Source organism: Pseudomonas sp. 3A(2025), from assembly GCF_054589175.1.
The window spans coordinates 156,104-182,670 of sequence record NZ_BAAILM010000031.1; the positions used below are offsets into that span (position 1 = coordinate 156,104).

Here is a 26,567-nt window from a genome sequence, read left to right on the forward strand (position 1 = left end):
GCACACGACCGTCTCAGGCTTGCTATTGGGTCTTCGCCGGTGGTGTCCCCTTACCGAGGGTGACCAAGCATGCAAGAAAGCGTGATGCAGCGCATGTGGAACAGTGCCCACCTATCCGGTGGTAACGCTGCCTATGTGGAAGAGCTCTACGAGCTCTACCTGCACGACCCTAACGCTGTGCCAGATGAATGGCGCACCTACTTTCAGACGTTGCCGACCGCTGGCAACTCTGCCACCGATGTATCGCATTCTACGATTCGCGATCATTTCGTGTTGCTGGCCAAAAACCAGCGCCGTGCTCAACCGGTGTCCGCCGGCAGTGTGAGCAGCGAACACGAGAAGAAGCAGGTTGAAGTGTTGCGGCTCATCCAGGCGTACCGCGTACGCGGCCATCAGGCGGCCCAGCTCGACCCGCTGGGGCTGTGGCAGCGTCCCGTACCGGCTGATCTGTCGATCAACCATTACGGCCTGACCAACGCAGACCTGGATACCGTTTTCCGTGCCGGCGACCTGTTCATCGGCAAGGAGGAAGCGAGCCTACGTGAAATTCACGAGACGTTGGAGCAGACATATTGTCGCACCATCGGCGCCGAATTCGCTCACATCGTGGATTCCGAGCAGCGCAACTGGTTCATGCAGCGCCTCGAAAGCGTGCGCGGCCGCCCGGCGTTTTCCGCCGAGAACAAGGCCCACCTGCTTGAGCGCGTGACCGCAGCCGAAGGCCTGGAAAAGTACCTGGGCACCAAGTATCCGGGCACCAAGCGTTTCGGCCTGGAAGGCGGCGAAAGCCTGATTCCGATGCTCGACGAACTGATCCAGCGCTCCGGTTCCTACGGCGTCAAGGAAGTCGTGATCGGCATGGCTCACCGTGGCCGTCTGAACGTACTGGTCAACACCTTCGGCAAGAACCCGCGCGAGCTGTTCGACGAGTTCGAAGGCAAGAAAGTGGTCGAGCTGGGTTCCGGTGACGTCAAGTATCACCAGGGCTTCTCTTCCAACGTCATGACCGCAGGCGGCGAAGTCCACCTGGCCATGGCGTTCAACCCCTCGCACCTGGAGATCGTCTCTCCGGTGGTCGAAGGTTCCGTTCGTGCCCGCCAGGATCGCCGCAACGATTCGAGCGGCGAAAAGGTCCTGCCAATCTCCCTGCACGGCGATGCTGCCTTTGCCGGTCAAGGTGTGGTCCTGGAAACCTTCCAGATGTCGCAGACCCGCGGTTTCAAGACCGGCGGTACCGTGCACATCGTGATCAACAACCAGGTCGGCTTCACCATCAGCAACCCGCTGGACGCGCGCTCTACCGAGTACGCCACCGACGTGGCCAAGATGATCCAGGCGCCGATCCTGCACGTGAACGGCGACGATCCTGAGGCAGTGGTGTTCGTCACCCAGCTGGCGATCGACTATCGCATGCAGTTCAAGCGTGACATCGTCATCGACCTGGTCTGCTACCGCCGTCGCGGCCACAACGAGGCCGACGAGCCAAGTGGCACCCAGCCGCTGATGTACCAGCAGATCAGCAAGCAGCGCACCACCCGTGAGCTGTACGCCGAGCAACTGGTCAAGTCCGGTGTGTTCGACGAAGCCGGTGTCCAGGCCAAGGTCGACGATTACCGTAATGCGCTGGACAACGGCCAGCACGTGGTCAAGAGCCTGGTCAAGGAGCCGAATCGCGATTTGTTCGTCGACTGGCGTCCTTATCTGGGCCATGCCTGGACCGCACGTCACGACACCCGCTTCGACCTCAAGACCCTGCAGGAACTCTCCGCCAGGTTGCTGGAGCTGCCTGAAGGTCTTGTGGTTCAGCGTCAGGTGCTCAAGATCTACGAAGATCGCCAGAAGATGCAGGCCGGTGGCTTGCCGATCAACTGGGGCTACGCCGAGACCATGGCCTACGCCACTTTGCTGCACGAAGGCCATCCGATCCGGATTACCGGTCAGGACGTCGGTCGCGGTACGTTCTCGCACCGTCACGCCGTGCTGCACAACCAGAAAGATGCCACTTCGTATGTGCCGCTGAAAAACCTCTCGGCCGAGCAGCCACGTTTCGACATGTTCGACTCGTTCCTCTCGGAAGAAGCGGTACTGGCTTTCGAATACGGCTACTCGACTACCCAGCCTAATGCGCTGGTCATCTGGGAAGCCCAGTTCGGCGACTTCGCCAACGGTGCCCAGGTCGTGATCGACCAGTTCATCACCAGCGGCGAGCACAAGTGGGGCCGTCTGTGCGGTCTGACCATGCTGCTGCCTCATGGTTATGAAGGGCAGGGGCCGGAGCACTCCTCCGCGCGTCTGGAGCGTTACCTGCAGCTGTGCGCCGAGCACAACATTCAGGTCTGCGTACCGACCACCCCGGCACAGATCTACCACTTGCTGCGTCGCCAGGTGATTCGCCCGCTGCGCAAGCCGCTGGTGGTCCTGACACCGAAGTCGCTGCTGCGTCACAAGCTTGCCATCTCGACACTGGAAGATCTGGCAGAAGGTTCGTTCCAGACCGTTATCCCGGAAATCGACACCCAGGATATGGCCAAGGTCGAACGTCTGGTCCTGTGCAGCGGCAAGGTTTATTACGATCTGCTCGAGAAGCGCCGTGCCGAAGGTCGTGAAGACATCGCCATCGTGCGTATCGAACAGCTGTATCCGTTCCCTGAGGACGACCTGATGGAGGCCATCGCGCCTTACACCAACCTCAAACATGTGGTCTGGTGTCAGGAAGAGCCGATGAACCAGGGCGCGTGGTACAGCAGCCAGCACCACCTGCGTCGCAGCATTGGTAACCACAACCGCAACCTCGTGCTCGAGTATGCCGGTCGTGATGCCTCGGCAGCGCCAGCCTGTGGTTACGCTTCGATACACGCCGAACAGCAGGAAAAACTGCTGCAAGATGCCTTCACTGTTTAACGCCTTCGTGCATTAGAAACCGAATTAAGGAATTACAGATAATGGCTATCGAGATCAAAGCCCCCTCTTTCCCGGAATCCGTTGCCGACGGCACCATTTCCAAATGGCACAAACAACCGGGCGAAGCGGTGAAACGCGACGAACTGCTGGTCGACATCGAGACTGACAAGGTTGTCCTTGAAGTCCTGGCCGAAGCAGACGGCGTTCTGGCGTCGATCGTGAAAGGCGAGGGCGACATCGTCCTCTCCAACGAAGTGATTGCAACCCTGGACGCCGGCGCTACTGCTGCTGCCGCGCCAGCTGCCGCTGCTCCCGCTGCTGCGCCTGCCCAGGCTGCTGCACCGGCCGCTGCTGCCGCTGACGACGATGCAATCGCCGCACCGGCTGCCCGCAAGCTGGCCGAAGAAAACGGCATCAACCTGGCCAGCGTCAAAGGCACCGGCAAAGACGGTCGCATCACCAAGGAAGACGTGGTTGCGGCTGTCGAAGCCAAGAAATCCGCTCCGGCTGCCGTGCCTGCTGCCAAGCCTGCTGCCGCCGCTGCGCCGGTTGTTGCCGCTGGCGACCGTACCGAGAAGCGCGTGCCGATGACCCGCGTTCGTGCCACCGTTGCCAAGCGTCTGGTCGAAGCCCAGTCGAACATGGCCATGCTGACCACGTTCAACGAAGTCGACATGACCGAAGTCATGGCCCTGCGTTCGAAGTACAAGGACCTGTTCGAGAAGTCGCACAATGGCGTGCGTCTTGGCTTCATGTCGTTCTTCGTCAAGGCTGCCACCGAAGCGCTGAAACGCTTCCCGGCTGTCAACGCCTCGATCGACGGCAACGACATCGTTTACCACGGTTATGCGGACATCGGCGTTGCCGTTTCCAGCGACCGCGGTCTGGTCGTGCCTGTACTGCGTAATGCCGAACACATGAGCCTGGCTGAAATCGAAGGCGGCATCGCCACCTTCGGCAAGAAGGCACGTGATGGCAAGCTGTCCATCGACGAGATGACTGGCGGCACGTTCACCATCACCAACGGTGGTACGTTCGGTTCGATGATGTCGACCCCGATCGTCAACCCGCCGCAAGCGGCAATCCTGGGCATGCACAACATTCTGCAACGCCCGATGGCAGTCAACGGTCAGGTCGTGATTCGTCCGATGATGTATCTGGCTCTGTCCTACGATCACCGCTTGATCGATGGTAAAGAAGCCGTAACCTTCCTCGTTACCATCAAGAACCTGCTGGAAGATCCTGCTCGTCTGCTGCTGGATATCTGATGGAGCAGCCGCAAGTTGCAAGCTGCAAGCTTCGAGAGAGAAGCGTAGCGGTGTGTAGCCTGTGGCTGATGGATGCATCTAATTAATGGCTTGCAGGCCGGTGTTGCAAAACACCGCAAACCGGCTTGCAGCTTGCAGCTTGAAGCTCGCAGCTAAAAGAGGAACTCTTTGATATGTCTCAGAAATTCGACGTCGTAGTGATCGGCGCAGGCCCTGGCGGTTATGTCGCTGCCATCAAGGCTGCACAGCTCGGTCTCAAGACTGCCTGCATCGAGAAGTATCAGGACAAGGAAGGCAAACTGGCGCTGGGCGGTACCTGCCTGAACGTCGGCTGCATTCCTTCCAAGGCGCTGCTGGACAGCTCCTGGAAATACTACGAAGCCAAGAAAAGCTTCAACGTTCACGGTATCAGCACCGGTGAAGTGTCCATCGACGTACCGACCATGGTTGGCCGCAAAGCCACCATCGTCAAAGGCCTGACTGGCGGCGTTGCCAGCCTGTTCAAGGCCAACGGCGTCACTTCCCTGCAAGGCCACGGCAAACTGCTGGCCGGCAAGAAAGTCGAGCTGACCAAGGTTGACGGCACCGTTGAAATCATCGAAGCCGAGCACGTGATCCTGGCTTCCGGTTCGCGTCCGATCGACATTCCACCGGCTCCGGTTGACCAGAATGTCATCGTCGACTCCACTGGCGCTCTGGAATTCCAGCAAGTACCAAAACGCCTGGGCGTTATCGGTGCTGGCGTCATCGGTCTGGAACTGGGTTCGGTCTGGGCTCGCCTGGGCGCTGAAGTGACCGTTCTGGAAGCGCTGGACAAATTCCTGCCGGCCGCTGACGAAGCCGTTGCCAAAGAAGCACTGAAAACCTTCACCAATCAGGGTCTGGCCGTCAAGCTGGGCGCTCGTGTGACCGGTTCCCAGGTCAATGGCGACGAAGTCGAAGTCACCTACACCGACGCCAACGGCGAGCAGAAGATCACCTTCGATCGCCTGATCGTGGCCGTAGGCCGTCGTCCGGTCACCACCGACCTGCTGGCTGCCGACAGCGGCGTGACCCTGGACGAGCGTGGCTACATTTATGTCGACGACTACTGCGCTACCAGCGTGCCGGGCGTTTACGCCATCGGTGACGTGGTACGTGGCCTGATGCTGGCGCACAAAGCCTCCGAAGAAGGCATCATGGTTGTCGAGCGCATCAAGGGCCACAAGGCTCAGATGAACTACAACCTGATCCCGTCCGTGATCTACACCCACCCGGAAATCGCGTGGGTCGGCAAGACCGAGCAAACCCTCAAGGCTGAAGGCGTTGAAGTCAACGTCGGCACCTTCCCGTTCGCAGCCAGCGGCCGTGCCCTGGCAGCCAACGACACCGGCGGCTTCGTCAAGATCCTCGCTGATACCAAGACCGACCGCGTCCTGGGCGTCCACGTGATCGGCCCGAGCGCTGCCGAACTGGTTCAACAGGGTGCGATCGCCATGGAATTCGGCAGCAGTGCCGAAGACCTGGGCATGATGGTCTTCTCTCACCCGACACTGTCCGAAGCGCTGCACGAAGCGGCACTGGCTGTGAATGGCGGCGCCATCCACATCCAGAACCGCAAGAAACGCTAAGGCAACAGAAAACCACGGCGCCATGCCCGTCGTGAACCGCAAGGTTCACCGCGGAAAGGGTGTCGGACTCGACCTCTCAGGCGGCGGTGTGATGGCTTTCGGGCTATCACGCAGTCCACCCGGAGTAGCGGTCACAGGTGGTGCGGCACACTTCATGTGCAGCACCGAATGCGCAATGCCCAACAAAGACGGTAATAAGCATGAATCTTCACGAGTATCAGGGTAAGCAGCTGTTCGCTGAATACGGCCTGCCAGTATCCAAAGGCTACGCAGTCGACACCCCGGAAGCAGCAGCAGAAGCTTGCGATAAAATTGGCGGCACCGAGTGGGTCGTCAAGGCTCAGGTTCACGCTGGTGGCCGCGGTAAAGCGGGCGGCGTCAAGCTGGTTCGCAGCAAGGAAGACGCAGCTGCGTTCGCTCAGCAATGGCTGGGCAAGCGTCTGGTAACTTACCAGACCGACGCCAATGGTCAGCCAGTGACCAAGATCCTGGTTGAGTCGTGCACTGACATCGCCAAAGAGCTGTACCTGGGCGCTGTAGTCGATCGTTCCAGCCGTCGTATCGTGTTCATGGCCTCCACCGAAGGTGGCGTGGACATCGAGAAGATCGCTCACGACACTCCTGAGAAGATTCTCAAGGCCACCATCGATCCACTGGTTGGCGCTCAGCCATTCCAGGGTCGCGATCTGGCTTTCCAGCTGGGTCTGGAAGGCAAGCAGGTCACTCAGTTCGCCAAGATCTTCACAGGTCTGGCCAAACTGTTCCAGGACCATGACCTGGCCCTGCTGGAAGTCAACCCGCTGGTGATCAAGGCCGACGGCGACCTGCACTGCCTGGACGCCAAGATCAACATCGACGCCAACGCCATGTACCGTCAGCCAAAGCTGAAGGAATTCCACGATCCTTCGCAGGACGATCCTCGCGAAGCTCACGCTGCCAAGTTCGAACTGAACTACGTAGCGCTGGAAGGTAACATCGGCTGCATGGTCAACGGTGCTGGCCTGGCCATGGGTACCATGGACATCGTCAACCTGCACGGCGGCAAGCCTGCCAACTTCCTCGACGTAGGCGGTGGTGCAACCAAGGAACGCGTAACCGAAGCGTTCAAGATCATTCTGTCCGACACCAATGTCGCGGCCGTTCTGGTCAACATCTTCGGCGGCATCGTTCGCTGCGACATGATTGCCGAAGGCATCATTGGCGCCGTGAAAGAAGTCGGCGTGAAAATCCCGGTTGTTGTTCGCCTTGAAGGCAACAACGCTGAGCTGGGCGCTAAAGTACTGGCAGAAAGCGGCTTGAACATCATCGCAGCTACCAGCCTGACCGATGCTGCTCAACAAGTTGTCAAAGCTGCGGAGGGCAAGTAATGAGCGTTCTGATCAATAAAGACACCAAGGTTATCTGCCAGGGCTTCACCGGCTCCCAGGGCACCTTCCACTCCGAACAAGCCATCGCCTACGGCACCAAGATGGTTGGCGGCGTGACTCCAGGCAAAGGCGGCACCACCCACCTGAACCTGCCAGTGTTCAACACTGTGAAAGAAGCTGTAGATACCACCGGCGCTGACGCTTCGGTCATCTACGTACCGGCTCCTTTCTGCAAGGACTCGATCCTGGAAGCCGCTTTCGCCGGCATCAAGCTGATCGTCTGCATCACCGAAGGCATTCCTACCATCGACATGCTGGAAGCCAAGGTCAAGTGTGACGAGCTGGGCGTTGTCCTGATCGGCCCTAACTGCCCAGGCGTCATCACGCCGGGCGAGTGCAAGATCGGCATCATGCCAGGCCACATTCACTTGCCAGGCAAGGTCGGTATCGTGTCGCGCTCCGGCACCCTGACCTACGAAGCTGTCAAGCAGACCACTGACGCCGGTTTCGGTCAGTCCACCTGCGTCGGCATCGGCGGTGACCCGATCCCAGGCTCCAACTTCATCGACATCCTGAAGCTGTTCCAGGAAGACCCGAAGACCGAAGCGATCGTCATGATCGGTGAGATCGGCGGTTCGGCTGAAGAAGAAGCGGCTGCCTACATCAAGGCCAACGTGACCAAGCCAGTAGTGTCTTACATCGCTGGTGTGACTGCTCCTCCGGGCAAGCGCATGGGCCACGCCGGTGCAATCATCTCCGGCGGCAAAGGCACTGCAGACGAGAAATTCGCTGCTCTGCAAGACGCTGGCGTGAAGACCGTTCGTTCCCTGGCGGACATCGGCAAGGCCCTGGCCGAGCTGACCGGTTGGGAAGTCAAGAAGTAAGCTTCGGCTGACTGATTGATGCTTCAGCAAAGGCCACCTTCGGGTGGCCTTTGTGTTTTTACCCATGCCTGAAACGCGCGCATCCTCACGATAATTCGCTCAAACCATGTATATAAACGCGACATGCAGGTGCATATCGTCGATTTGACGCCCTGTGGTAGTGCGTTTTGTGCGTGATTTGGTTAGCCTTGCAGCCCTTCGGTGCAGGCTGACTCTCACAAAGGCTCGCCGCCCTGCACGTCAGCTCTATCCGAGCTGCAAACCTTCCCCAACCCACGGGATCTACCTTCTCATTCCTGATTCGGCAGTGTGGTTCCTTAGATGAAAGTGTTGAAAGGCCAGGACATCCTGGCACTGGGCTTCATGACGTTCGCGCTGTTCGTCGGTGCCGGCAATATCATTTTCCCGCCCTTTGTCGGCCTGCAGGCCGGCCCGCATGTGTGGATGGCCGCGCTGGGCTTTCTGGTGACTGCGGTCGGTCTGCCCGTGCTGACCGTGATTGCCCTGGCCAGGGTCGGCGGCGCCATGGACAGCCTGAGCAGCCCGATTGGCCGGGTGGCCGGTGTGATTCTGGCCACCGTCTGCTATCTGGCGGTCGGCCCGTTCTTTGCCACGCCGCGCACCGCGACCGTGTCGTTCGAAGTGGGCATGGCGCCTTTCACTGGCGACACGCCGTTGGCGTTGTTCCTTTATAGTCTGGTGTATTTCCTGATCGTGCTGGTGGTGTCGTTGTACCCGGGCAGGCTGCTCGACACCGTCGGCCGGGTGCTCGGCCCGCTGAAGATCGTTGCCTTGGCTATGCTTGGTATCGCGGCCTTCATGTTGCCGGCTGGTGATATGGGTATCGCGCAGCCTGCTTACGTGGCGGCGCCGTTCTCCAAAGGCTTCACCGAGGGCTATCTGACCATGGATACCCTGGGCGCGCTGGTCTTCGGCATCGTGATCGTCAACGCCATTCGCTCGCGCGGCGTCGACTCGCCACGCCTGATCACCCGCTATGCAATCATCGCTGGCCTGATTGCTGGCGTCGGCCTGGCGCTGGTGTACATCAGCCTGTTCCGCCTGGGTTCCGGCAGCCATGCCATCGCCGCCGAAGCCGGCAACGGCGCCGCTGTGCTGCATGCCTACGTGCAACACACCTTTGGCGGGCTGGGCAGTGGTTTCCTGGCCGTGCTGATCGCCCTGGCGTGTCTGGTGACCGCAGTGGGCCTGACCTGTGCCTGTGCCGAATATTTCAGTCGCTTGCTGCCGTTGTCGTACCGCACGCTGGTCATCGGCCTGGCAGTATTCTCGTTCGTGGTGTCGAATCTGGGGCTGACGCGCCTGATCGAAGTCTCGGTACCGGTGCTGACCGGTATCTACCCGCCGTGCATCGTGTTGGTGGCGTTGAGCTTCTGCAAGGGCCTGTGGCACAACCAGAGCCGCGTGGTGGCGCCGGTGATGATCGTGTCGTTGCTGTTCGGCATTATCGACGCCCTCAAGACCGCAGGTCTTGGGGCTCATTTACCAGAGGTGCTGGCAAACTTGCCATTCAGCCACGAAGGGATGGCCTGGCTGATCCCGTCAGTGATTACCCTGGCAGGTGCCGTCGTGGTTGATCGTCTCGTGGGTAGACGTCAGCAAGCAGTGGCGTAACAGTGCGTCGTTATTGAAACACTTAAAAGCGATACAACTAATAAGGCCCGCTAAAAAGCGGGCCTTATTAGTTTAAGCAGTTTCAAGCAGTAGGATTATTGCTTCGGCGCTGTTTCCGTCGTAGTGGCGGGTGCCGTGGTGCCTTCTTTGGCGCGCTGTTGAGCGGCTTCGGCGTTTTTCTGCGCCGCTTCCTGGCTTTCTTTAGCCGCGTCGTTCACTTTCTCTTGAGCTTTTTGCATCGACTCTTGAGATTGTTCAGCTTTTTTATTCGCATCTTGCTGAATATTTTCAGATTTTTTATCGCAGGCAGCAAGGCCCAGCGAGGCAGCCAACATCAAGGCATAAGCAAATGATTTACGCATGAGGTGTTTCTCCTTATTGAATACCTAACGTGCCTAAGAACCCTTGGCGATAACGTAAGTTCCAGCGAATTATCAGAATATTAAAATGAGCATGACGGGAACTTATGCAGGCTGTGCCACTTTCACTGATGGCCTCGATGCAGGGTGTTGATGGCCTGTTAATATCAAGGATGCTTCCAACACGCGCGCAATGATGACCACTGGCCCCCTTGAAATCCTTCCCGCCGGCCCCACCTTGATGACAACCCGCTGCCACGCACCACTGAGCGTGGCGCTCTGTACCCTCTGAATTGAATTGGAGCTTGACGAACATGAGTGTGGAATCTCAAAAGCAAACCCTGGGCTTCCAGACCGAGGTGAAGCAACTGCTGCACCTCATGATCCATTCGCTGTATTCCAACAAGGAAATCTTCCTTCGCGAACTGATCTCCAACGCCTCCGATGCCGTCGACAAGCTGCGTTTTGAATCCCTGGCCAACCCGCAACTGCTCGAAGGCGGCGCAGAGCTGAAGATTCGTGTGAGCTTCGATGCCGAGGCCAGGACTGTCACCCTCGAAGACAACGGCATTGGCATGAACCGTGACGATGTGATCACCCACCTGGGTACCATCGCCAAGTCCGGCACTGCCGACTTCATGAAAAACCTCACCGGCGACCAGAAAAAAGATTCGCACCTGATCGGTCAGTTCGGCGTCGGCTTCTACTCGGCGTTCATCGTTGCCGACCAGGTCGACGTGTACAGCCGTCGTGCCGGCACCCCGGCCAGCGAAGGCGTGCATTGGTCATCGAAAGGCGAGGGCGAGTTTGAAGTCGCCACCATCGACAAGGCCGAGCGCGGCACCCGCATCGTTCTGCACCTCAAGGCCGATGAAAGCGAATTCGCCGACGGCTATCGCCTGCGCAACATCATCAAGAAATACTCCGACCACATCGCCCTGCCGATCGAGTTGCCCAAGCAGCAGCCAGCCGCTGCCGAAGGCGAAGAAGCGCCGGCCGAAGAATGGGAAACCGTCAACCGTGCCAGCGCCCTGTGGACCCGTCCGCGTACCGAGATCAAGGACGAGGAATACCAGGAGTTCTACAAGCACATCGGTCACGATTACGAAAACCCGCTGAGCTGGAGCCACAACAAGGTCGAAGGCAAGCTGGAATACAGCTCGCTGCTCTACGTGCCGGCCCGTGCCCCGTTCGACCTGTACCAGCGCGAAGCGCCACGCGGCCTGAAGCTGTACGTGCAGCGCGTGTTCGTCATGGACCAGGCCGAGTCGTTCCTGCCGCTGTACCTGCGTTTCATCAAGGGCGTGGTCGACTCCAACGACCTGTCGCTGAACGTCTCGCGTGAAATCCTGCAGAAAGACCCGATCATCGATTCGATGAAGTCGGCGCTGACCAAGCGCGTGCTGGACATGCTCGACAAGCTGGCCAAGAACGAGCCTGAGCAATACAAGGGCTTCTGGAAGAACTTTGGCCAGGTGCTCAAAGAAGGCCCGGCCGAAGACTTCGCCAACAAGGAAAAAATCGCCGGCCTGCTGCGTTTCTCGTCCACCAGCGACGAAAGCGGCGAGCAGAGCGTTGCGCTGGTCGATTACCTGGCCCGCGCCAAAGAAGGCCAGGACAAGATCTACTACCTCAGCGGCGAGTCGTACGCGCAGGTCAAGAACAGCCCGCACCTGGAAGTCTTCCGCAAGAAAGGCATCGAAGTGCTGCTGCTGACCGACCGCATCGACGAGTGGCTGATGAGCTACCTCAACGAATTCGACGGCAAGAGCTTTGTCGACGTGGCGCGTGGCGACCTGGACCTGGGCAAACTGGACTCCGAAGAGGACAAGAAAGCCCAGGAAGAAGTGGCCAAAGAGAAAGAAGGCCTGGTCGAGCGCATCAAGACCGTGCTCGGCGAGTCGGTCAGCGAAGTGCGTGTTTCCCATCGCCTGACCGATTCCCCGGCTATTCTGGCCATAGGCGAACAGGATCTGGGTCTGCAAATGCGCCAGATTCTCGAAGCCAGCGGGCAGAAGGTTCCGGACTCCAAGCCGATCTTCGAATTCAACCCGGCGCATCCTCTGATCGGCAAGCTCGACTCCGAGCAGAACGAAGAGCGCTTTGGCGAGCTGTCGCACATCCTGTTCGATCAGGCTGCGCTGGCCGTCGGTGACAGCCTGAAAGATCCGGCCGCTTATGTGCGTCGATTGAACAAGCTGTTGGTTGAACTCTCGGTCTGATGAGCGACCTCAAGAAAACCCGCCTCGGCGGGTTTTCTTTTCTGTGCCGGGTCAATTTTCCAGCGTTGCAAGGAGTCAATGATGAGCAATAACGTGACAGTTCGTTCTGTGGTCCACGAGATCGATGGCCAACCCTTTGAAAGCCGCCTGGTGTACGACGCCAGTGCCAGCCAGCTGCGACCGGGTCTGGTCATGGCGCCGAACTGGATGGGCATCGGCAAGGGCGCCGAAGATATCGCCCGGGCAGTGGCCGGGCAGGGCTATGTCGTGCTGCTGGCTGATCTTTACGGTCAGGGCGTGCGACCTGCCAATGCCGATGAAGCGGCTCAGGCCATGACCGTCCTCAAGGATGACCGCCTCAAGCTGCGCAAGCGCATGCAGGCGGCGCTCAAACTATTGCTGGCGCAGAAAGATGTGTCTCTGGACAGCAAGCGTGTGGCGGCATTCGGTTTCTGCTTCGGCGGCTGCGCGGCACTGGAACTGGCGCGCAGCGGTGCTGATATCGAAGCGGCGGTTTCATTCCACGGTACGCTGGATACTCCTAAACCGGAAGACGCACACCACATTCAGGCGGCGGTGCTGGTGCTGCATGGCAGTTCCGACCCGATGGTGCCGGCTGATCAGGTGATTGCCTTCAGGCACGAGATGGACGGGGCCGGTGTCGACTGGCAATTGAACGTGTATGGCGGTGCAGTGCACTCGTTCACCGACCCTGCGGCCGATGTACCGGGCAAGATGCTCTACGACGAAAAAGTCTCGAACCGTGCGTTCAAGGCCATGTACGACTTTCTCGACGAAGTGTTCGTTTAAGCCCGGCCAATCAATTAGCAATGCGTATCGTTAGCGCATAAGATGGCAGCCTTTTTGGGGCGGCGGAGCTAATTGATGGCGGGGTCGGCAAACGATCTGGACGTTTTTCTCGGCTTGCGCCGCGAGTTGGTCAATTATGCCAATGGCATCACTGGCGACCGTATGCAAGCCGAAGACATCGTTCAGGAGGCTTACATCCGACTGATTGCCGGGCGTGGCGAGCCCATCGAGCAGCCGGTGGCCTATGCCTATCGGGTGGTGCGCAACCTGGCGCTCGACCTGATCCGCAGCCGCGCCCGCGAGCAGGCCCGCCAGGTGTCGCCGCCGGACTGGTTGCTGCCGATGGAACTGGACGACCCTGCCGACACCTTCCAGCACGGCATGGCGCTGGAGCGTCTGGCGCTGGCCCTGGATGCCATGCCCCAGGCCAGCCGTCGGGCACTGGAAATGCACCGCTTCGGGGGTTACACCCTGGCGCAGATCGCCGAGCAGCTTGGCGTTTCAGTGACCAGTGCCCACAGGCTTTTGCGCGATGCACTGGTGCGACTGGCCCGTGTATTTGCCGAGCCCTCTCAGTCGGAAGCCCAGCATGGACGCTAACCTGACGCCGGACCCGCTGGAGCAGGCGGCCGATTGGCAGATCCGCTTGAGCGAATCCCCCGATGACCTTGCTGAATTCGAACACTGGCTGGCCGCTGATCCACGCCACGCTGCCGCCTGGCAGCAGATGCAAGGCATGCTGGGTGCGCTTGAGCATTTGTCGCCACCAGCGCTTGTCAGTACGCCGCCTGTTCCGCGCTTGACCACTGCTCGCCCCGCGACCCCTCGGCGCAAACGCCGTTGGCCTCGTGCAGCCATGGCCGGTGCCTTGCTGGCGCTGGCGGTGTGGTTCATGCCGCAGGCCAGCCTCTTTTGGCGCGCCGACTACCGCACCGGCATCGCCGAAACCCGTGAAGTTCAGCTACCCGACGGCAGCCGTATCGTGCTGGCACCGGGCAGCGCCATTGGCGTGTCTGGCGACGCGTCGCGTCGTGTGCAATTGCTTCAAGGCCAGGCCTTCTTTCAGGTCGCGCCCGACCCGGCCCGGCCCTTTGTGGCCACTGCCGGCGAGCTGGCCGTGCGGGTTCTGGGTACCGCCTTCGAACTGAGCCTGCAAGAGGCCAAAACCGAAGTGGTGCTCGAGCATGGTCAGGTGCAAGCTGAAAACGCCAGCGACAAGCAGCGGTTGCGTTTGAGCGAGCGTCTGCTGCCGGGTGAACGCGTACAGGTCGACTGGGCCACCGGCAAGGTCCAGCGCAACAAGCTCGATGCGGCACGGGTGGCCGCCTGGCGTCAGCACATGCTGTATGTCGAGGACCAGAGCGTGGCCGACATTGTCGAGCAGCTGCAACGCTACAGCCACGGCTGGATCGTGGTGTCCGACCCTGAACTTGCGCAAAGGCGCATCAGCGGCGTATTCGACCTGCGCGACCCGGACCGCGCCTTGCAGGCCCTGGCCCGTTCGCTGAACGTACCCTTGCAGACAATCACACCGTGGGTGCGGGTTTTGTAAGTTTTTTGCACTGCGTCGGTAAAAACTTCGAAAAAAACTGGAAAAAAACTTCGAGCACGGCGTCTTTCTGGAGAAATTGAGAATTTATCTCAAATGTTAACCAGACGTATGAAGGAATGCCTGCCATGCCCGTGCCGCGTTTTCGTTTGCTCCGCCATGCGTGCTGCCATTGGCCGCTCAGCTGTGTCCTGATCGCCAGCGCTGCATGCGTGCAGGCGCAAACCCAGGCAATTGACGCCCAGGCATCGCAACCGGCCGCCGAGCCACAGCGCCGCTATGACATCGCCGCCCAGTCGCTGGCCGCTGCCCTGGGGGCTTTCGGTGCGCAAAGCGGCATTCAGGTGAGCTTTGATGCCGGCTTGGCCCGCGACCTGCGTGCGCCTGCGGTCAAAGGCCTGATGAGCGAGCGCCAGGCCCTGGTTCAACTGTTGCAGGGCAGCGGTCTGGGCTGGAGCCTGACGCCTGAGCGCACGCTGTTGTTGTTTCCTCAGCCTCAGGGTGCGCTGAACCTTGCGCCATCGACCATTCATGGCAGCGGTTATCTGGAAACCGCCGGCGGCCCGGTGCAGGGCTATCGTGCTACTCGCAGCGCCACGGCCAGCAAGACCGACACCGCGTTGCGCGATATCCCGCAATCGGTGCAAGTGGTGTCGCGCCAGGTGATCGAAGACCGGCAACTGGACCGCCTGGGCGATGTGCTGGCCAACGTCAGCAGCGTCCAGCGCAGCAATACCCATGGCGGCTCTTCGGAAAGCTTCGTGATCCGCGGCTTTCAAGCCACCAGTTACGCCATCGATGGCATGGCCCTCAACCCGTTGGTGTCGCGCCCCGAAGCCCTTAGCGACCTGGCCAACGTCGAGCGTGTCGAAGTGCTCAAGGGCCCGGCCTCGGTGCTCTATGGCCGGGGCAATCCGGGCGGCCTGATCAATCTGGTGACCCGCAAGCCATCCTTCACCCCTGAAGCCAGTGCCAAGGTGCAGGCCGGTACGGGGGATTTCTATCGCCTGGAAGCCAATACCAGCGGTGCCCTGGACCCGGCCGAAACCCTTGCCGGTCGCCTGACGGTGGCCAGCCAGACCGATCGCGGCTTTCGCGATACGTTTCGCGACAGCAAGCACACCTACATTGCCCCGACCTTGCGCTGGCAACCCAGTGACGTGACCCGAGTCGACGCTGGCATCGAGTACATCGACCAGACCTCGCCGTTCGACCGCGGCGCGATTCCCATCAACGGCAAGATCAATATGCCTGCCGACCGCTATCTGCACGAACCCTGGGCCCGCGACAAGGCCGACAAGCTCTCGGTGTGGTACCGCGCCGAGCATGACCTCAACGAGACCTGGACCCTGCGCCAGATGACCCGCTGGGACGACTCGCACAAGGACCGCTACGTGGTCGACCTGCGCAGCCTGGGCAATGATGGCCGTACCCTCGCGCGTCGTGCCACCGATGGCGAAGAAAGCATTCGCACCCTGGACATGCAATTCGAAGCCATCGCACGCTTTGCCACCGGCGGCTTGCAGCACACCGCCCTGATGGGCTTCGAGTACATCGACGGCCAGCGCGACACCTCCAGTTACCGGGCTTCACTGGCCTCGCTGGACATTTTCAACCCGGTGTACGGTGCTACGCCGGGCAGTTTTGCCTTTCAGGAAAAGGTCCGCTACGACCTGCAGTCCTACAGCGTTTATCTGCAAGACCAGATCGACCTCAACGAACAATGGAAACTGCTGATCGGCGCCCGCTATGACGACACCCGCCAGGTCAGCAAGGCGCTGGACGCCAGCCTGCGCACCACCCGCACCGATGTCGACCCGGAGCAACTGTCGCCACGCCTTGGCGTGGTCTATCAGCCCAACAACTGGCTGGCGCTATACGCCAGCTACAGCACTTCGTTTGCTCCACAGACCGGCAGAGCCCGCAGCGGCCGCGTGCTCGACCCGGAGGAGGGCGTGCAGTACGAAGTGGGCGCCAAATTCGACATCATTCCCGAGCAGCTCAGCGCCACCCTGGCGGCGTTCGAGATCGTGCGCGAAAACGTTGCCGCCACCGACCCGAGCGACACCGACTTTTCCGTACAGACCGGCGAGCAGCGCGTGCGCGGCGTCGAGCTGGATGTCAGCGGCAACCCGCTGCCGGGCTGGCAGGTGATCGGCAATGTCAGCGTGCTCAACGCTGAAGTGACCCAAGACACGGTGATCGCTGAAGGCAACAAGCTCACCGGCGTGCCGACCCTGAGTGGCTCGCTGTGGTCCAGCTACCAGTTGCAGGAAGGTGCGCTGCGCGGTTTGGGTTTTGGCGCCGGGGTGGTCTTTGTCGGCCCGCGCGAAGGCGATCTGGACAACAGCTATGACGTGGCCGGTTATGCGCGTGTGGATGCCAGCCTGTTCTATGACATCAACGAGCATGTGCGCCTTTCGCTCAATGGCCGCAACCTCACCGACCGCAAATACATCGAGACCGTGGCCACTACCGACGGCAATTACTATGGCGACCCGGCCCATGTGCTCGGCACCCTCAGCGTGAGGTACTGACCGGCCATGGCCCTGCCACTTACTGACGCCGAGGGCCTGTACCTGGCGTACCGGCGCATCCTGCGCAAGCGCCTGGCCGTGTGTGGGGTGCTGGCATTACTGGTGATCGCCAGCCTGATCGCCGACATCGCGCTGGGTGTTTCAAGTTTTTCGGCTACTGAAGTGTTGCAGGCGCTGTTCAACCCCGAGGCGCTGGACGCCGACACCCTGGTGATCATCCAGGAACTGCGCCTGCCATTCGCGCTGATGGCGGTGCTGGTCGGCGTGGCGCTGTCGCTGGCCGGCGCCGAGATGCAGACCATCCTCAATAACCCGCTGGCCAGCCCCTTTACCCTCGGCGTGTCATCGGCGGCTTCGCTGGGCGCGGCATTGGCGATCGTGTTGCAGATCGGCATCCCCGGCGTGCCGGACAACTGGCTGGTGACCGGCAATGCCTTTGTGTTTGCCTTCGCCTCGGTGTTATTGCTGCAAGCGGTGGCCAGCTTTACCGGCGGCGTACAGACCCTGGTGCTGTTTGGCATCGCGCTAGTGTTCAGCTTCAACGCCTTGGTAGCCATGCTGCAATACGTGGCCTCGGCCGATGCCTTGCAGCAACTGGTGTTCTGGAGCATGGGCAGCCTCAACCGCGCCAGTTGGGAGGCGGTGCAAACGCTGGGCCTGGTGCTGCTGCTGGTGTTGCCTTTCAGCCTGCGTGCGGCCTGGCCGATGACCACGCTGCGCCTGGGCGACGAACGCGCCGCGACGCTGGGCATCGACGTCAACCGCCTGCGCTTTTTCGCCTTGCTGCGCATCAGCCTGCTGGCCGCCACGGCCGTGGCGTTCGTCGGCACCATTGGCTTTATCGGTTTGGTCGGGCCACACATTGCGCGCATGCTGATCGGTGAAGACCACCGCTTCTTTCTGCCGGTCAGCGCATTGATGGGCGCGCTGGTGATGTCGCTGTCGGCGATTGCCAGCAAGCAGCTGATTCCCGGCGTGATCCTGCCGGTCGGCATCGTCACCGCACTGGTCGGGGTGCCGTTGTTCATGAGCTTGATCTTCAAGCGGGGGCGAGCATGAACCTGACGGTCAAAGGCCTCAATGTGCACTACCGCCGCCATCAGGTGCTGCACGCCATTGATCTGCCCGACATCGCGCCCGGCAGCCTGGTAGCACTGGTCGGACCCAACGGCGCCGGCAAGTCCACGCTGTTGCGCGCCTTGGCCGGGCTGCTCAAGGCCGATGGGCACCTGCAGCTTGGGGAACTGGACTTGCTGCGTTGCGGGCGTCTGGCGCGATCGCAACGGGTCGGTTTCATGCCGCAAGCGCTGCCCGAAGGCGTGGCCCTGAGTGTGCTGGAAACCCTGCTCGGCGCGCTGCGCGGCGGTGACCCGGCGGTCGCCCGGCTGGGTGCCAAAGAACAGCAGGCCAAGGCCTGGCAGGTGCTGGCGCAACTGGGCATCAGCGACCTGGCGCTGCACCCGCTGGAGCGCTTGTCCGGTGGCCAGCGGCAAATGGTCAGCCTGGCCCAGGCGGTGATTCGCGACCCGCAACTGTTGTTGCTCGATGAACCCACCAGTGCACTGGACCTGCGCCATCAGGACGATGTGATGCGTATGGTACGGCGTCTGACCGAGCAAGGGCGCACTGTGCTGGTGGTTTTGCATGACTTGAGCCTGGCCGCGCGCTGGGCCGACCAGATGGTGGTGATCGAGGCCGGACGCCTGTATGGCGCCGGCTCGGTTGCGCAGGTGCTGAGCGAGGAGATGCTGGCGCGGGTCTACAAGGTCCGGGCACGGGTCGAGCGTTGCAGTCAGGGACGCTTGCAGATCGCGGTCGACGGTCCGCTGGACGAGGGAGCGGGTCAATGAGGTATGGCCTGTTGCTGATCGTCTGGCTCTTGAGCCTGCCTGTGCTGGCGGCCGCGTATCCACGCACGGTGATCGACGTGGCCGGGCGCAGCGTGCTGATCAAGGCGGCACCGCAACGCATCGTGCTGCAAGACAACAACGACCTGTTGCTGCTGACCCTGCTGGAGCGTGAGCAACCGCTGGCGCGGGTCAGCGCCTGGAACAACGCCCTGCAAAACTCGGACCCCAGCCTGTGGCGGCAAGTGGCCGAACGCTGGCCGCACGCCTGGCAGATTCCAGAGCTGCAATTCACCAGCAGCCAGGTGGACATCGAGGCCATTCTGCGCAGCCATCCCGACCTGATCGTGGCGCGCATCGAATTGCGCGCGGCCATCGAAAACACGGTGCTGTCCAGCGTGCTCAAGCGGCTCGATATCCCGCTGGTGTACGTCGATACCGAGGCCGATCCGCTGGTCAATGTGCCGCGCAGTGTCGAACTGCTCGGTCAGGTGCTGGATCAAGAGGCGCGTGCCAGCGAATTCGTGCGCGACTACCGTCAGCAACTGGCCAGCCTGCAACAGCGTACCCGCCGCCTGCCGCCGCGCCGGGTGTTCATCGAGGTGCGCGCAGGGCAGGCCGGCAATCAGGAGTGCTGTCACACACAAGGCCACACCGCCTGGGGTTTGATGATAGAGGCGCTGGGCGCTGAAAATGTCGGCAGCCGCTATTTGCGCAGCCGCTCGGGCAGCGTGGCGCTGGAAACCCTGATCCGTGCCCGGCCCGATGTCTACCTGATGACCGGCACCCAGCGCCTGCGCAACGGCGTGGCGGCCATTGGCTTCGGCTATGGCGCCACGCCGCCACCGATCATCCAGCACATGCAACAGTTGATGGCGCGGCGCGGGTTTTCATCGGTGGCGGCTGGACCCGATGCCTGCGTCGCGGGTCTGCATCATCAGTTCTATAACAGCGTGTTCAATGTTGTTGGCCTGTACTACCTGGCCAAGGCCATCTGGCCCGAGGCCTTGGCGGACCTGAACCCGGATGCGCAATACCGGCAGATGATCAGGCGCTACACCACGCTGCCGGTCGAGGCGCCATTTGTCTTTGCGGCGCAGGCGTGTTTTGCCGGGCGATAGGCTATGTTTCAATGCGGCAACACTCAGTCCGACCCCACCGACCCGACAGGATGCGCATTGATGGAACGTCTCACCGCCAAAGACTTCGCCCCCGAGCTGCTGGAGCTCTACGACTTCTACGCCCATGGCCAGATCAACCGCCGTGAGTTCATCGACCGCGCGGCGAAATTCACCCTGGGCGGGCTGACCGCCACCGCCGTGCTGGCGGCGCTGAGTCCCGACTATGCACTGGCCGAGCAGGTGGCGTTCACCGATCCGGACATCGTCGCCGAATACGTGACCTACCCATCGCCCAAGGGTCATGGCCAGGTGCGCGGTTACCTGGTGCGTCCGGCCAAGGCCACCGGCAAATTGCCGGGTGTGGTGGTGGTCCATGAGAACCGGGGCCTGAACCCGTACATCGAGGATGTCGCCCGGCGCGTGGCCAAGGCCGGCTTTATTGCCCTGGCACCCGATGGCCTGAGTTCGGTGGGCGGCTATCCGGGCAACGACGACAAGGGCCGCGAGCTGCAACAGCAGGTCAGCCCGGAAAAGCTCCTCAACGACTTTTTCGCAGCGCTTGAATGGCTGATGGCGCATGACGCCACGACCGGCAAGGTCGGCATCACCGGCTTCTGCTACGGCGGTGGCGTGGCCAATGCGGCGGCCGTGGCCTACCCGGAACTGGGCGCGGCGGTGTCGTTCTACGGTCGCCAGGCCACGGCCGCAGACGTACCACGCATCAAGGCGCCGGTGCAGATTCACTACGGCGAACTCGATACGCGCATCAACGAAGGCTGGCCGGCGTATGAGCAAGCGCTCAAGGCGGCGGGCACCACCTACGAGGCGTACATCTACAAAGGCGCCAACCACGGCTTCCACAACGACTCTACCCCGCGTTACGACGAAGCGGCGGCGACGCTGGCCTGGGAGCGGACGCTGGCGTGGTTCAAGCGTTATCTGGTGTAACGCGCGGCTTCTTCGCTGTCGAAGACCACATGTCGGTCCACGGCATCAAGCTGCAGACCGGCCTCGGCCAGCGCCATGGCGGTGAAGTCGATCATTCGTTGATTTTGGCCCGCTGCCAGCGCGGCCAGTCGGCGGGCTTCAGTGTCGAACACCCAGATCACCCGCAGGCTGGCGGGCAATCTGGCGTAGTCGACGGTATGAGTCAGCCACACAAAGCCTTCGATTTCAGCCTTGGCGCTTTCGCAGGCTTCGGTCAGGGTCTGGATCAGGCGGCGGTCAAGGTGCGCCTGTTCGCGCTTGGTCAGGGACATGGCGAGGCTGTCAGGTAGCAAAAAGGGCGGCCAGTGTGCCATGGATGACTGGCCGCCGCTGTAGGGCACTTACTTGAAATGCTGTTCGAAGGTCGGCACCTGTTCAGGGGTGATGAGCTGGTAGGGCACCCACACATCGCTGTCCACCGGCTCGCCCTTGATCATCCTCAACGCCGCCTGCATGGCGCCGCTGGCTTGCGCGGTCGGGTCCTGAAACACCGAGGCGGCCAGTTGACCGCGCTTGATCGCAGTCAAACCGTCGGGCAGGCCGTCGATGCCGACCACCGGCACGCTGCCCTTGGCCTTGCCGGCCTGTTGCAAGGCCATGGCCGCGCCGATGGCCATTTCGTCGTTGTTGGCGACGATGGCGTCGATCTGTGAGCCGGCCAGAATCCAGTTGCTGGTCAGGTCCATGCTCCGGCTGCGTTGCCATTCGGCGCTTTGCTGCTCGACGATTTTAATCCCCGGATACTCCTTGAGCACCTGCTTCACACCCTCGGTACGGCCCTGCGTGGCGTTTTGCGCGAGGTCGCCCATGATGATCGCCAGGTTGCCCTTGCCACCCATTTTTTCGGCCAGATAACGCATCTGCAACTGGCCGGCCTCTTCATCGCGAGAGGCCACGGCAACGATGCCCTTGGGCAGCACGGCCTGGTCCGGGCGGCGGTTGACATACACCAGCGGGGTGCCGGCGTTGACTGCCGCCTGGGTCACTTTGGCGATGGCAGCGGTGTCGGCCGGCAGGACGATGATCGCGTCGACTTTCTGGCTAAGAAAGCCCTGAACCTGATTGAGCTGACGCACCACATCGCCCTGGGCGTCCTCGACCTGCAACGTCACGCCGCCCGCTTTTTTGGCGGCATCGTTGAGGCCGTTGCGCACATAAGTCATGAAGTTATCGTCGACTCGCGCAATGCTGACGCCGATGCGGTAGTCGGCCAAGGCGGCGCTGTTGAGGGTCAGGCAGCCGGCGAGGGTGGCCGCGGTGAAACCAAGCAGTCGGGTGAGGCGCATGATGTTTTCCTGTTGTTGTTATAGGTGTGCATCAAAACTCAAGGGTAAAGGCCTGCCGAAAGCGCTCGATGGCCAGCAGCGAATCGCCCGAGGCCCAGCCTTCGAGCCCGACCACGCCGCGATAACCCTGTTCATACAACGCGTGGGCAATGGCCGGGTAGTGAATCTCGCCCGTACCGGGCTCCTTGCGGCCCGGCACATCGGCCACCTGGATCTCGCCGATGGCGTTGCCGGCACGCTGGATCAGCTCGATCAGGTTACCTTCGCCGATCTGCGCGTGATACAGATCCAGGTTGAGCTTGAGGTGCGGGCTGTCGACCGCCTCGATCAGCGCCAGGGTGTCCTCGGCGCGGGCGAAGGGCGTGCCGGGATGGTCGACGGCGGTGTTGAGGTTTTCCAGCAAGAACACCTTGCCGGCGTCTTCGCCCAGGCGCGCGATTTTCTCCAGGGTCTTGCAGGCGCTCAGCCACATACGCCCGGTCACGATCTCTACGGGACGCACCGGCAGGCCTTTGCCATCAAGTCCGGTGCCGTGCAGGTTCAGGCTCGGGCAGTTGAGTTGTTCGGCGATGTGCAGCGATTCGCGCGCGCTGTCGAGCAGGCTGACGATGCCCTCGGACTCTGTGAGGTTGCCGGCGATATAACCGGTCATCGAGGTAAAGTCCGCGTCAGTGGCGGCCAGGGCAGCGATGTCCTTGGTGGTCCAGTTCCAGATCTCTACACTCAGGCCCAGCGCATGAATGCGTTGGACCCGCTCTACAAATGGCAGGTCGAGAAATACCATTTCGGCGCTGACCGCCAGTTTGAACGGGCAATGGCTCATGCACGTTCTCCTTGCAGGCGTACCGGCTGGCCTTGCTGGAACGACTCGATGCAGGCACGGGCGATTACCAGCGCGGCGCGAGCATCTTCACCCGTAGCCTTTGGCGTATTGCCGCTGCGCAGGCACTCGGCAAAGTGATTGAGCTCGGCGATGTAGGCATCGCGCAGCAGGTCGGTGTCCAGGCGCAGGGTATCGGCGCTGCTGCCCTCGGCGGTGTAGCGGCGCAGGTCGGAGTGATGAATGTCGCCCATGCTCAGCATGCCGGCGCTGCCGAATACTTCGCCGCGCACATCGTAGCCATACACCGCCTGAAAGCTGGCCTCGGCACTGGCCAGTGCGCCATTGTCGTAACGAATGCTCACCAGCGCGGTGTCGAGCAGGCCTTTGTCCTTGAACTGCGGCGCGATCAACGCATCGGCCATGACACTGACTTCCACCGCCCGCGCGCCGGGATTGAGGTAGTTGAGGGTGTCGAAATCGTGAATCAGGGTTTCCAGAAAAATCACCCATTGCGGCGAAGCGGCCGGGTTGTTCAAGGCCGGGTCGCGGGTCAGCGAGCGCAACAGCTGTGGCGTGCCGATGCGTCCGGCCACCACGTCCTGATGCGCCTGGCGAAAGCTGGCGGCAAAACGGCGGTTGAAGCCGACCTGCAACACCACGCCCGCCTGCTGCGCGGCTTCGATGGCGCGGTCGGCTTCTTCAAGGTTAATGGCCATCGGTTTCTCGCAAAAGATGCCCTTGCCGGCACCGGCCGCGCTGATCACCAGTTCGGCGTGGGTGCGGGCCGGAGAGGCGATCAGAACGCCATCGATCTCGGGGTCGAGGATCAATTGCTGCGGGTCGGTATAGACCTTGTCCACACCCAGTTGGGCGGCCAGTTTTGCTGCCTGGCCAGGCGTCGGGTCGGCAATCGCCGCCAGAACTGCACCGGGAATATGGCGGGCGGCGGTCAGGGCATGAAAGCTGCCCATGCGACCGGCGCCGATCAGGCCGAGACGCAGGGTCTTTTGAGTACTCATGGCATAGCTCCTTTTTATTGTGAGGGGGCGGGCATCGAAATGCAGGCCGCCTACAGGCAAGAGCAAGGCCTGTGCCATTTCTCAAGTAATTGATATTAAAGAATATTTAGTTAATTTAAAAAGCCATGGGTGTTTATTTAAATGACATGTCTACAATGACATGTATAAGAAATAGACACTAAAAGGCAGGCTGGCATGACTGAATTTCCGTTGATGACGCTCGATGCCCAAGACCTCGATTACATGACTTCATTGGGTGCCAGCGCCTTGAACGAAGGACCGATTCCTGCCTTGCAACAGGCCTGGCAAGCCTGCCAGGCCGGCCAGCGCGAGCGTCCAGCCTCGGTGCGTCCGCTGATCTGGGCTTCATGGCGGCGCTGCGTCGAGGCCGGCATCGACCCGAAGGGCGGCGACTATAGTTTCGTCAGCGCCGAGCACCTGACGGCGACCCTGCAAGCGCATCACGAACTGATCACCACGGCCGCGCAGGTCATGCAGGGCTTGCTGGCCTACAACCCACGCGGGCATATCAACCTCACCGACGCGCAAGGCACGACCCTGCATTTTTGCGGGCTGGACATCACCCCGGTCGGCAGCCGTTTGCTGGAGTCGTTGCAAGGCACCAACTGCACCGGGCTGGCGCTGAACGAAAACCGGCTGGTGTATGTACTGGCCGAAGAAAATTTCGCCAGCGGCCTGCGCGGTCGGCGCATGCACTGCGCTGCTGCGCCGATCCGCGACAGCCAGGGCATGACCAGGGCGATTCTGACCCTGACCGCCGAGCCCGGCTGGTTTCACTTTCATACCCTGGGCACGGTGCAGGCCGCGGCCGAAGCGGTGTCGCGACAACTGGCGCTGCAAGCGTTGCTCAGCGAGCAGCGCACGGTACTGGAAGTGCTCAACGAAGGCTTGGTGGTGCTCGACGATCAAGGGAACATCAAGGCGCTCAATCGCTATGCGCGGCAATTGTTCAAGGTCGACGAAACGCTGCTGGGCGCGCCGTTCAGGCAATTGGGCCGTAGCGAGCCTGGTTACGAGCGCCTGCTGCGCGACCCGGACGGGCTGCGCGACCTGGATTGCACCTTTCAGTTGGCGGATGGCAGCTCGCTGGCCTGTCTGGTGTCGGTGTGTCCATTGGCGCAAGGCGGGCAGATTGTTTCGCTGCGCGAAAACCGGCGCATCCGCGAGATTACTCAACGGCTGATCGGCAGCCGTGCCCGCTACACCTTCGACAGCATTCAAGGGCGTTCGCAAGTGATGCAGGACGCCTTGCGTCTGGCGCGCATCGCCAGCCGCAGCGATTCGACCACCCTGATTCTGGGCGAGAGCGGCACCGGCAAAGAGCTGTTTGCGCAGGCGATTCACAGTGCCAGCCCACGCAGCCACGGGCCGTTCGTGGCGGTCAATTGCGGGGCCATTCCGCGTGAACTGGTGCAAAGCGAACTGTTCGGGCATGTCGAGGGTGCGTTTACCGGTGCAGCGCGCGGCGGCTCGGCGGGCAAGTTCGAACTGGCCGACGGCGGCACCATCTTTCTCGATGAAATCGGCGACATGGCCTTCGACGCGCAGGTCAGCCTGCTGCGGGTTTTACAGGAAGGCGAGGTGACCCGGGTCGGAGCGAAAAAATCCCAGCGTGTCGATGTGCGCATCATTGCCGCGACCCACCGCAACCTGAGTCAGGCGGTGGCCGATGGCGCCTTTCGCGAAGACCTGTATTACCGGCTCAACGTGCTCAATGTCACCGTGCCGCCGCTGCGCATGCGCCGTGACGACATTGCGCTGCTGGCGCGGCACTTTCTCGCCCGCGTTGCCCAGTCGCTGCGCAAGGACGTGCGCGACATCGCGCCGGCCGCACTGGAAATCCTTGAAGCGCATGCCTGGCCCGGCAATGTTCGTGAACTGGAAAACATTCTGGAACGGGCCACCAACCTGGCCACTCACGAGCAGATTCAGCCGGCAGACCTGCCGCTGGAGCTGTCGCAAGGTCCGCGTCGCGCACTGGTTGCCAATACACCGTTATCCGGCACTGTGCTGGATCTGGAAAGTCAGCAAATGAACGCAATTATTCAGGCACTGCGCGACACCGGCGGCAATATGCGCCTGACCGCCCAACGCCTGGGCGTATCGCGGGGCGGCCTGTACAACAAGTTGCAGCGTTTTGGTCTGAGCGCCGACAGCTTTCGCAACTGATCGCGAAAGACTTCAGGCCGGTGGTTTGCGTGTGGCGCGGCGCTTCTTGGCAGGGGCTGCGCTGGTGCCGGTGGCGGCCTTGGCGCTGCGTGCTGACGTCGCGGCGGGCTTGCGTTTGCCGGTGCCCTTGCGCGATTTTTTCCAGGGCGCGG

General features: G+C 61.4%; 21 protein-coding genes. 16 read left to right on the forward strand and 5 right to left on the reverse strand.

Annotated features, from left to right (window positions below; all coding sequences use genetic code 11):
• The first annotated feature begins 69 nt into the window (after window positions 1-69).
• From ACYP2A_RS11990 to brnQ, 6 genes are all read left to right on the forward strand, one after another.
• Complete coding sequence (locus ACYP2A_RS11990; protein WP_459745203.1) at window positions 70-2,901, forward strand: 2-oxoglutarate dehydrogenase E1 component; 2,832 nt, start codon at window positions 70-72, stop codon at window positions 2,899-2,901.
• 41 nt (window positions 2,902-2,942) lie between these two features.
• A complete protein-coding gene (odhB, locus tag ACYP2A_RS11995) occupies window positions 2,943-4,169 on the forward strand; it encodes a 2-oxoglutarate dehydrogenase complex dihydrolipoyllysine-residue succinyltransferase (protein WP_459745204.1) in 1,227 nt (408 codons plus the stop codon).
• 173 nt (window positions 4,170-4,342) lie between these two features.
• The gene (lpdA, locus tag ACYP2A_RS12000) at window positions 4,343-5,779 is read left to right on the forward strand and encodes a dihydrolipoyl dehydrogenase (protein WP_459745205.1); all 1,437 of its coding nucleotides are present in this window, start codon (window positions 4,343-4,345) and stop codon (window positions 5,777-5,779) included.
• A gap of 200 nt (window positions 5,780-5,979) precedes the next feature.
• Entirely contained in the window at window positions 5,980-7,146 is a 1,167-nt protein-coding gene (sucC, locus tag ACYP2A_RS12005) for an ADP-forming succinate--CoA ligase subunit beta (protein WP_056840031.1), read from the forward strand.
• A complete protein-coding gene (gene sucD / locus ACYP2A_RS12010) occupies window positions 7,146-8,030 on the forward strand; it encodes a succinate--CoA ligase subunit alpha (RefSeq protein WP_056840030.1) in 885 nt (294 codons plus the stop codon). The genes sucC and sucD overlap by 1 nt, the downstream gene beginning before the upstream one ends.
• Window positions 8,031-8,351: 321 nt before the next feature.
• Window positions 8,352-9,665 (forward strand): branched-chain amino acid transport system II carrier protein, encoded by a 1,314-nt coding sequence (gene brnQ, locus ACYP2A_RS12015; RefSeq protein WP_459745206.1) that lies wholly within the window; start codon window positions 8,352-8,354, stop codon window positions 9,663-9,665.
• 95 nt (window positions 9,666-9,760) lie between these two features.
• On the opposite strand, the gene ACYP2A_RS12020 is transcribed toward brnQ, so the two are convergent.
• Complete coding sequence (locus tag ACYP2A_RS12020; RefSeq protein ID WP_459745207.1) at window positions 9,761-10,027, reverse strand: hypothetical protein; 267 nt, start codon at window positions 10,025-10,027, stop codon at window positions 9,761-9,763.
• A 311-nt stretch (window positions 10,028-10,338) separates the two neighbouring features.
• Here ACYP2A_RS12020 and htpG point away from each other — a divergent pair, with 311 nt between their 5' ends.
• The 9 genes from htpG (at window position 10,339) to yghX (ending at window position 21,058) form a co-directional block, all read left to right on the forward strand.
• Entirely contained in the window at window positions 10,339-12,246 is a 1,908-nt protein-coding gene (gene htpG, locus ACYP2A_RS12025) for a molecular chaperone HtpG (RefSeq protein ID WP_459745208.1), read from the forward strand.
• A gap of 81 nt (window positions 12,247-12,327) precedes the next feature.
• Window positions 12,328-13,056 carry a dienelactone hydrolase family protein gene (locus ACYP2A_RS12030; protein WP_459745209.1) on the forward strand — a complete coding sequence of 243 codons (729 nt, stop codon included), beginning with the start codon at window positions 12,328-12,330 and terminating at the stop codon, window positions 13,054-13,056.
• A 75-nt stretch (window positions 13,057-13,131) separates the two neighbouring features.
• Window positions 13,132-13,656, forward strand: a complete 525-nt coding sequence (locus ACYP2A_RS12035) for a sigma-70 family RNA polymerase sigma factor (protein WP_459745210.1) — start codon at window positions 13,132-13,134, stop codon at window positions 13,654-13,656.
• Entirely contained in the window at window positions 13,646-14,608 is a 963-nt protein-coding gene (locus tag ACYP2A_RS12040) for a FecR family protein (protein ID WP_459745211.1), read from the forward strand. Before ACYP2A_RS12035 ends, ACYP2A_RS12040 begins: the two co-directional genes overlap by 11 nt.
• Window positions 14,609-14,733: 125 nt before the next feature.
• Window positions 14,734-17,142: a TonB-dependent siderophore receptor gene (locus ACYP2A_RS12045; protein ID WP_459745212.1), complete on the forward strand. Its 2,409-nt coding sequence runs from the start codon at window positions 14,734-14,736 to the stop codon at window positions 17,140-17,142.
• A gap of 6 nt (window positions 17,143-17,148) precedes the next feature.
• Window positions 17,149-18,201: a FecCD family ABC transporter permease gene (locus tag ACYP2A_RS12050; RefSeq protein ID WP_459745213.1), complete on the forward strand. Its 1,053-nt coding sequence runs from the start codon at window positions 17,149-17,151 to the stop codon at window positions 18,199-18,201.
• Complete coding sequence (locus ACYP2A_RS12055; RefSeq protein WP_459745214.1) at window positions 18,198-18,992, forward strand: ABC transporter ATP-binding protein; 795 nt, start codon at window positions 18,198-18,200, stop codon at window positions 18,990-18,992. Before ACYP2A_RS12050 ends, ACYP2A_RS12055 begins: the two co-directional genes overlap by 4 nt.
• Entirely contained in the window at window positions 18,989-20,110 is a 1,122-nt protein-coding gene (locus ACYP2A_RS12060) for an ABC transporter substrate-binding protein (protein WP_459745215.1), read from the forward strand. Before ACYP2A_RS12055 ends, ACYP2A_RS12060 begins: the two co-directional genes overlap by 4 nt.
• A gap of 60 nt (window positions 20,111-20,170) precedes the next feature.
• Window positions 20,171-21,058 (forward strand): YghX family hydrolase, encoded by an 888-nt coding sequence (gene yghX, locus ACYP2A_RS12065; RefSeq protein ID WP_459745216.1) that lies wholly within the window; start codon window positions 20,171-20,173, stop codon window positions 21,056-21,058.
• Here the strand turns inward: yghX and ACYP2A_RS12070 are convergent.
• The 4 genes from ACYP2A_RS12070 to ACYP2A_RS12085 form a co-directional block, all read right to left on the reverse strand.
• Window positions 21,046-21,369, reverse strand: a complete 324-nt coding sequence (locus ACYP2A_RS12070) for a hypothetical protein (protein ID WP_459745217.1) — start codon at window positions 21,367-21,369, stop codon at window positions 21,046-21,048. The genes yghX and ACYP2A_RS12070 overlap by 13 nt on opposite strands.
• A gap of 69 nt (window positions 21,370-21,438) precedes the next feature.
• Entirely contained in the window at window positions 21,439-22,383 is a 945-nt protein-coding gene (locus tag ACYP2A_RS12075; RefSeq protein WP_459745218.1) for a sugar ABC transporter substrate-binding protein, read from the reverse strand.
• Window positions 22,384-22,414: 31 nt separating this feature from the next.
• A complete protein-coding gene (locus tag ACYP2A_RS12080) occupies window positions 22,415-23,206 on the reverse strand; it encodes a TIM barrel protein (protein ID WP_459745219.1) in 792 nt (263 codons plus the stop codon).
• Window positions 23,203-24,225 carry a Gfo/Idh/MocA family oxidoreductase gene (locus ACYP2A_RS12085; RefSeq protein WP_459745220.1) on the reverse strand — a complete coding sequence of 341 codons (1,023 nt, stop codon included), beginning with the start codon at window positions 24,223-24,225 and terminating at the stop codon, window positions 23,203-23,205. Before ACYP2A_RS12085 ends, ACYP2A_RS12080 begins: the two co-directional genes overlap by 4 nt.
• 195 nt (window positions 24,226-24,420) lie before the next feature.
• On the opposite strand from ACYP2A_RS12085, the gene ACYP2A_RS12090 reads away from it, so the two are divergent.
• Complete coding sequence (locus ACYP2A_RS12090; RefSeq protein ID WP_459745221.1) at window positions 24,421-26,415, forward strand: sigma-54 interaction domain-containing protein; 1,995 nt, start codon at window positions 24,421-24,423, stop codon at window positions 26,413-26,415.
• Window positions 26,416-26,567: the final 152 nt, after the last annotated feature.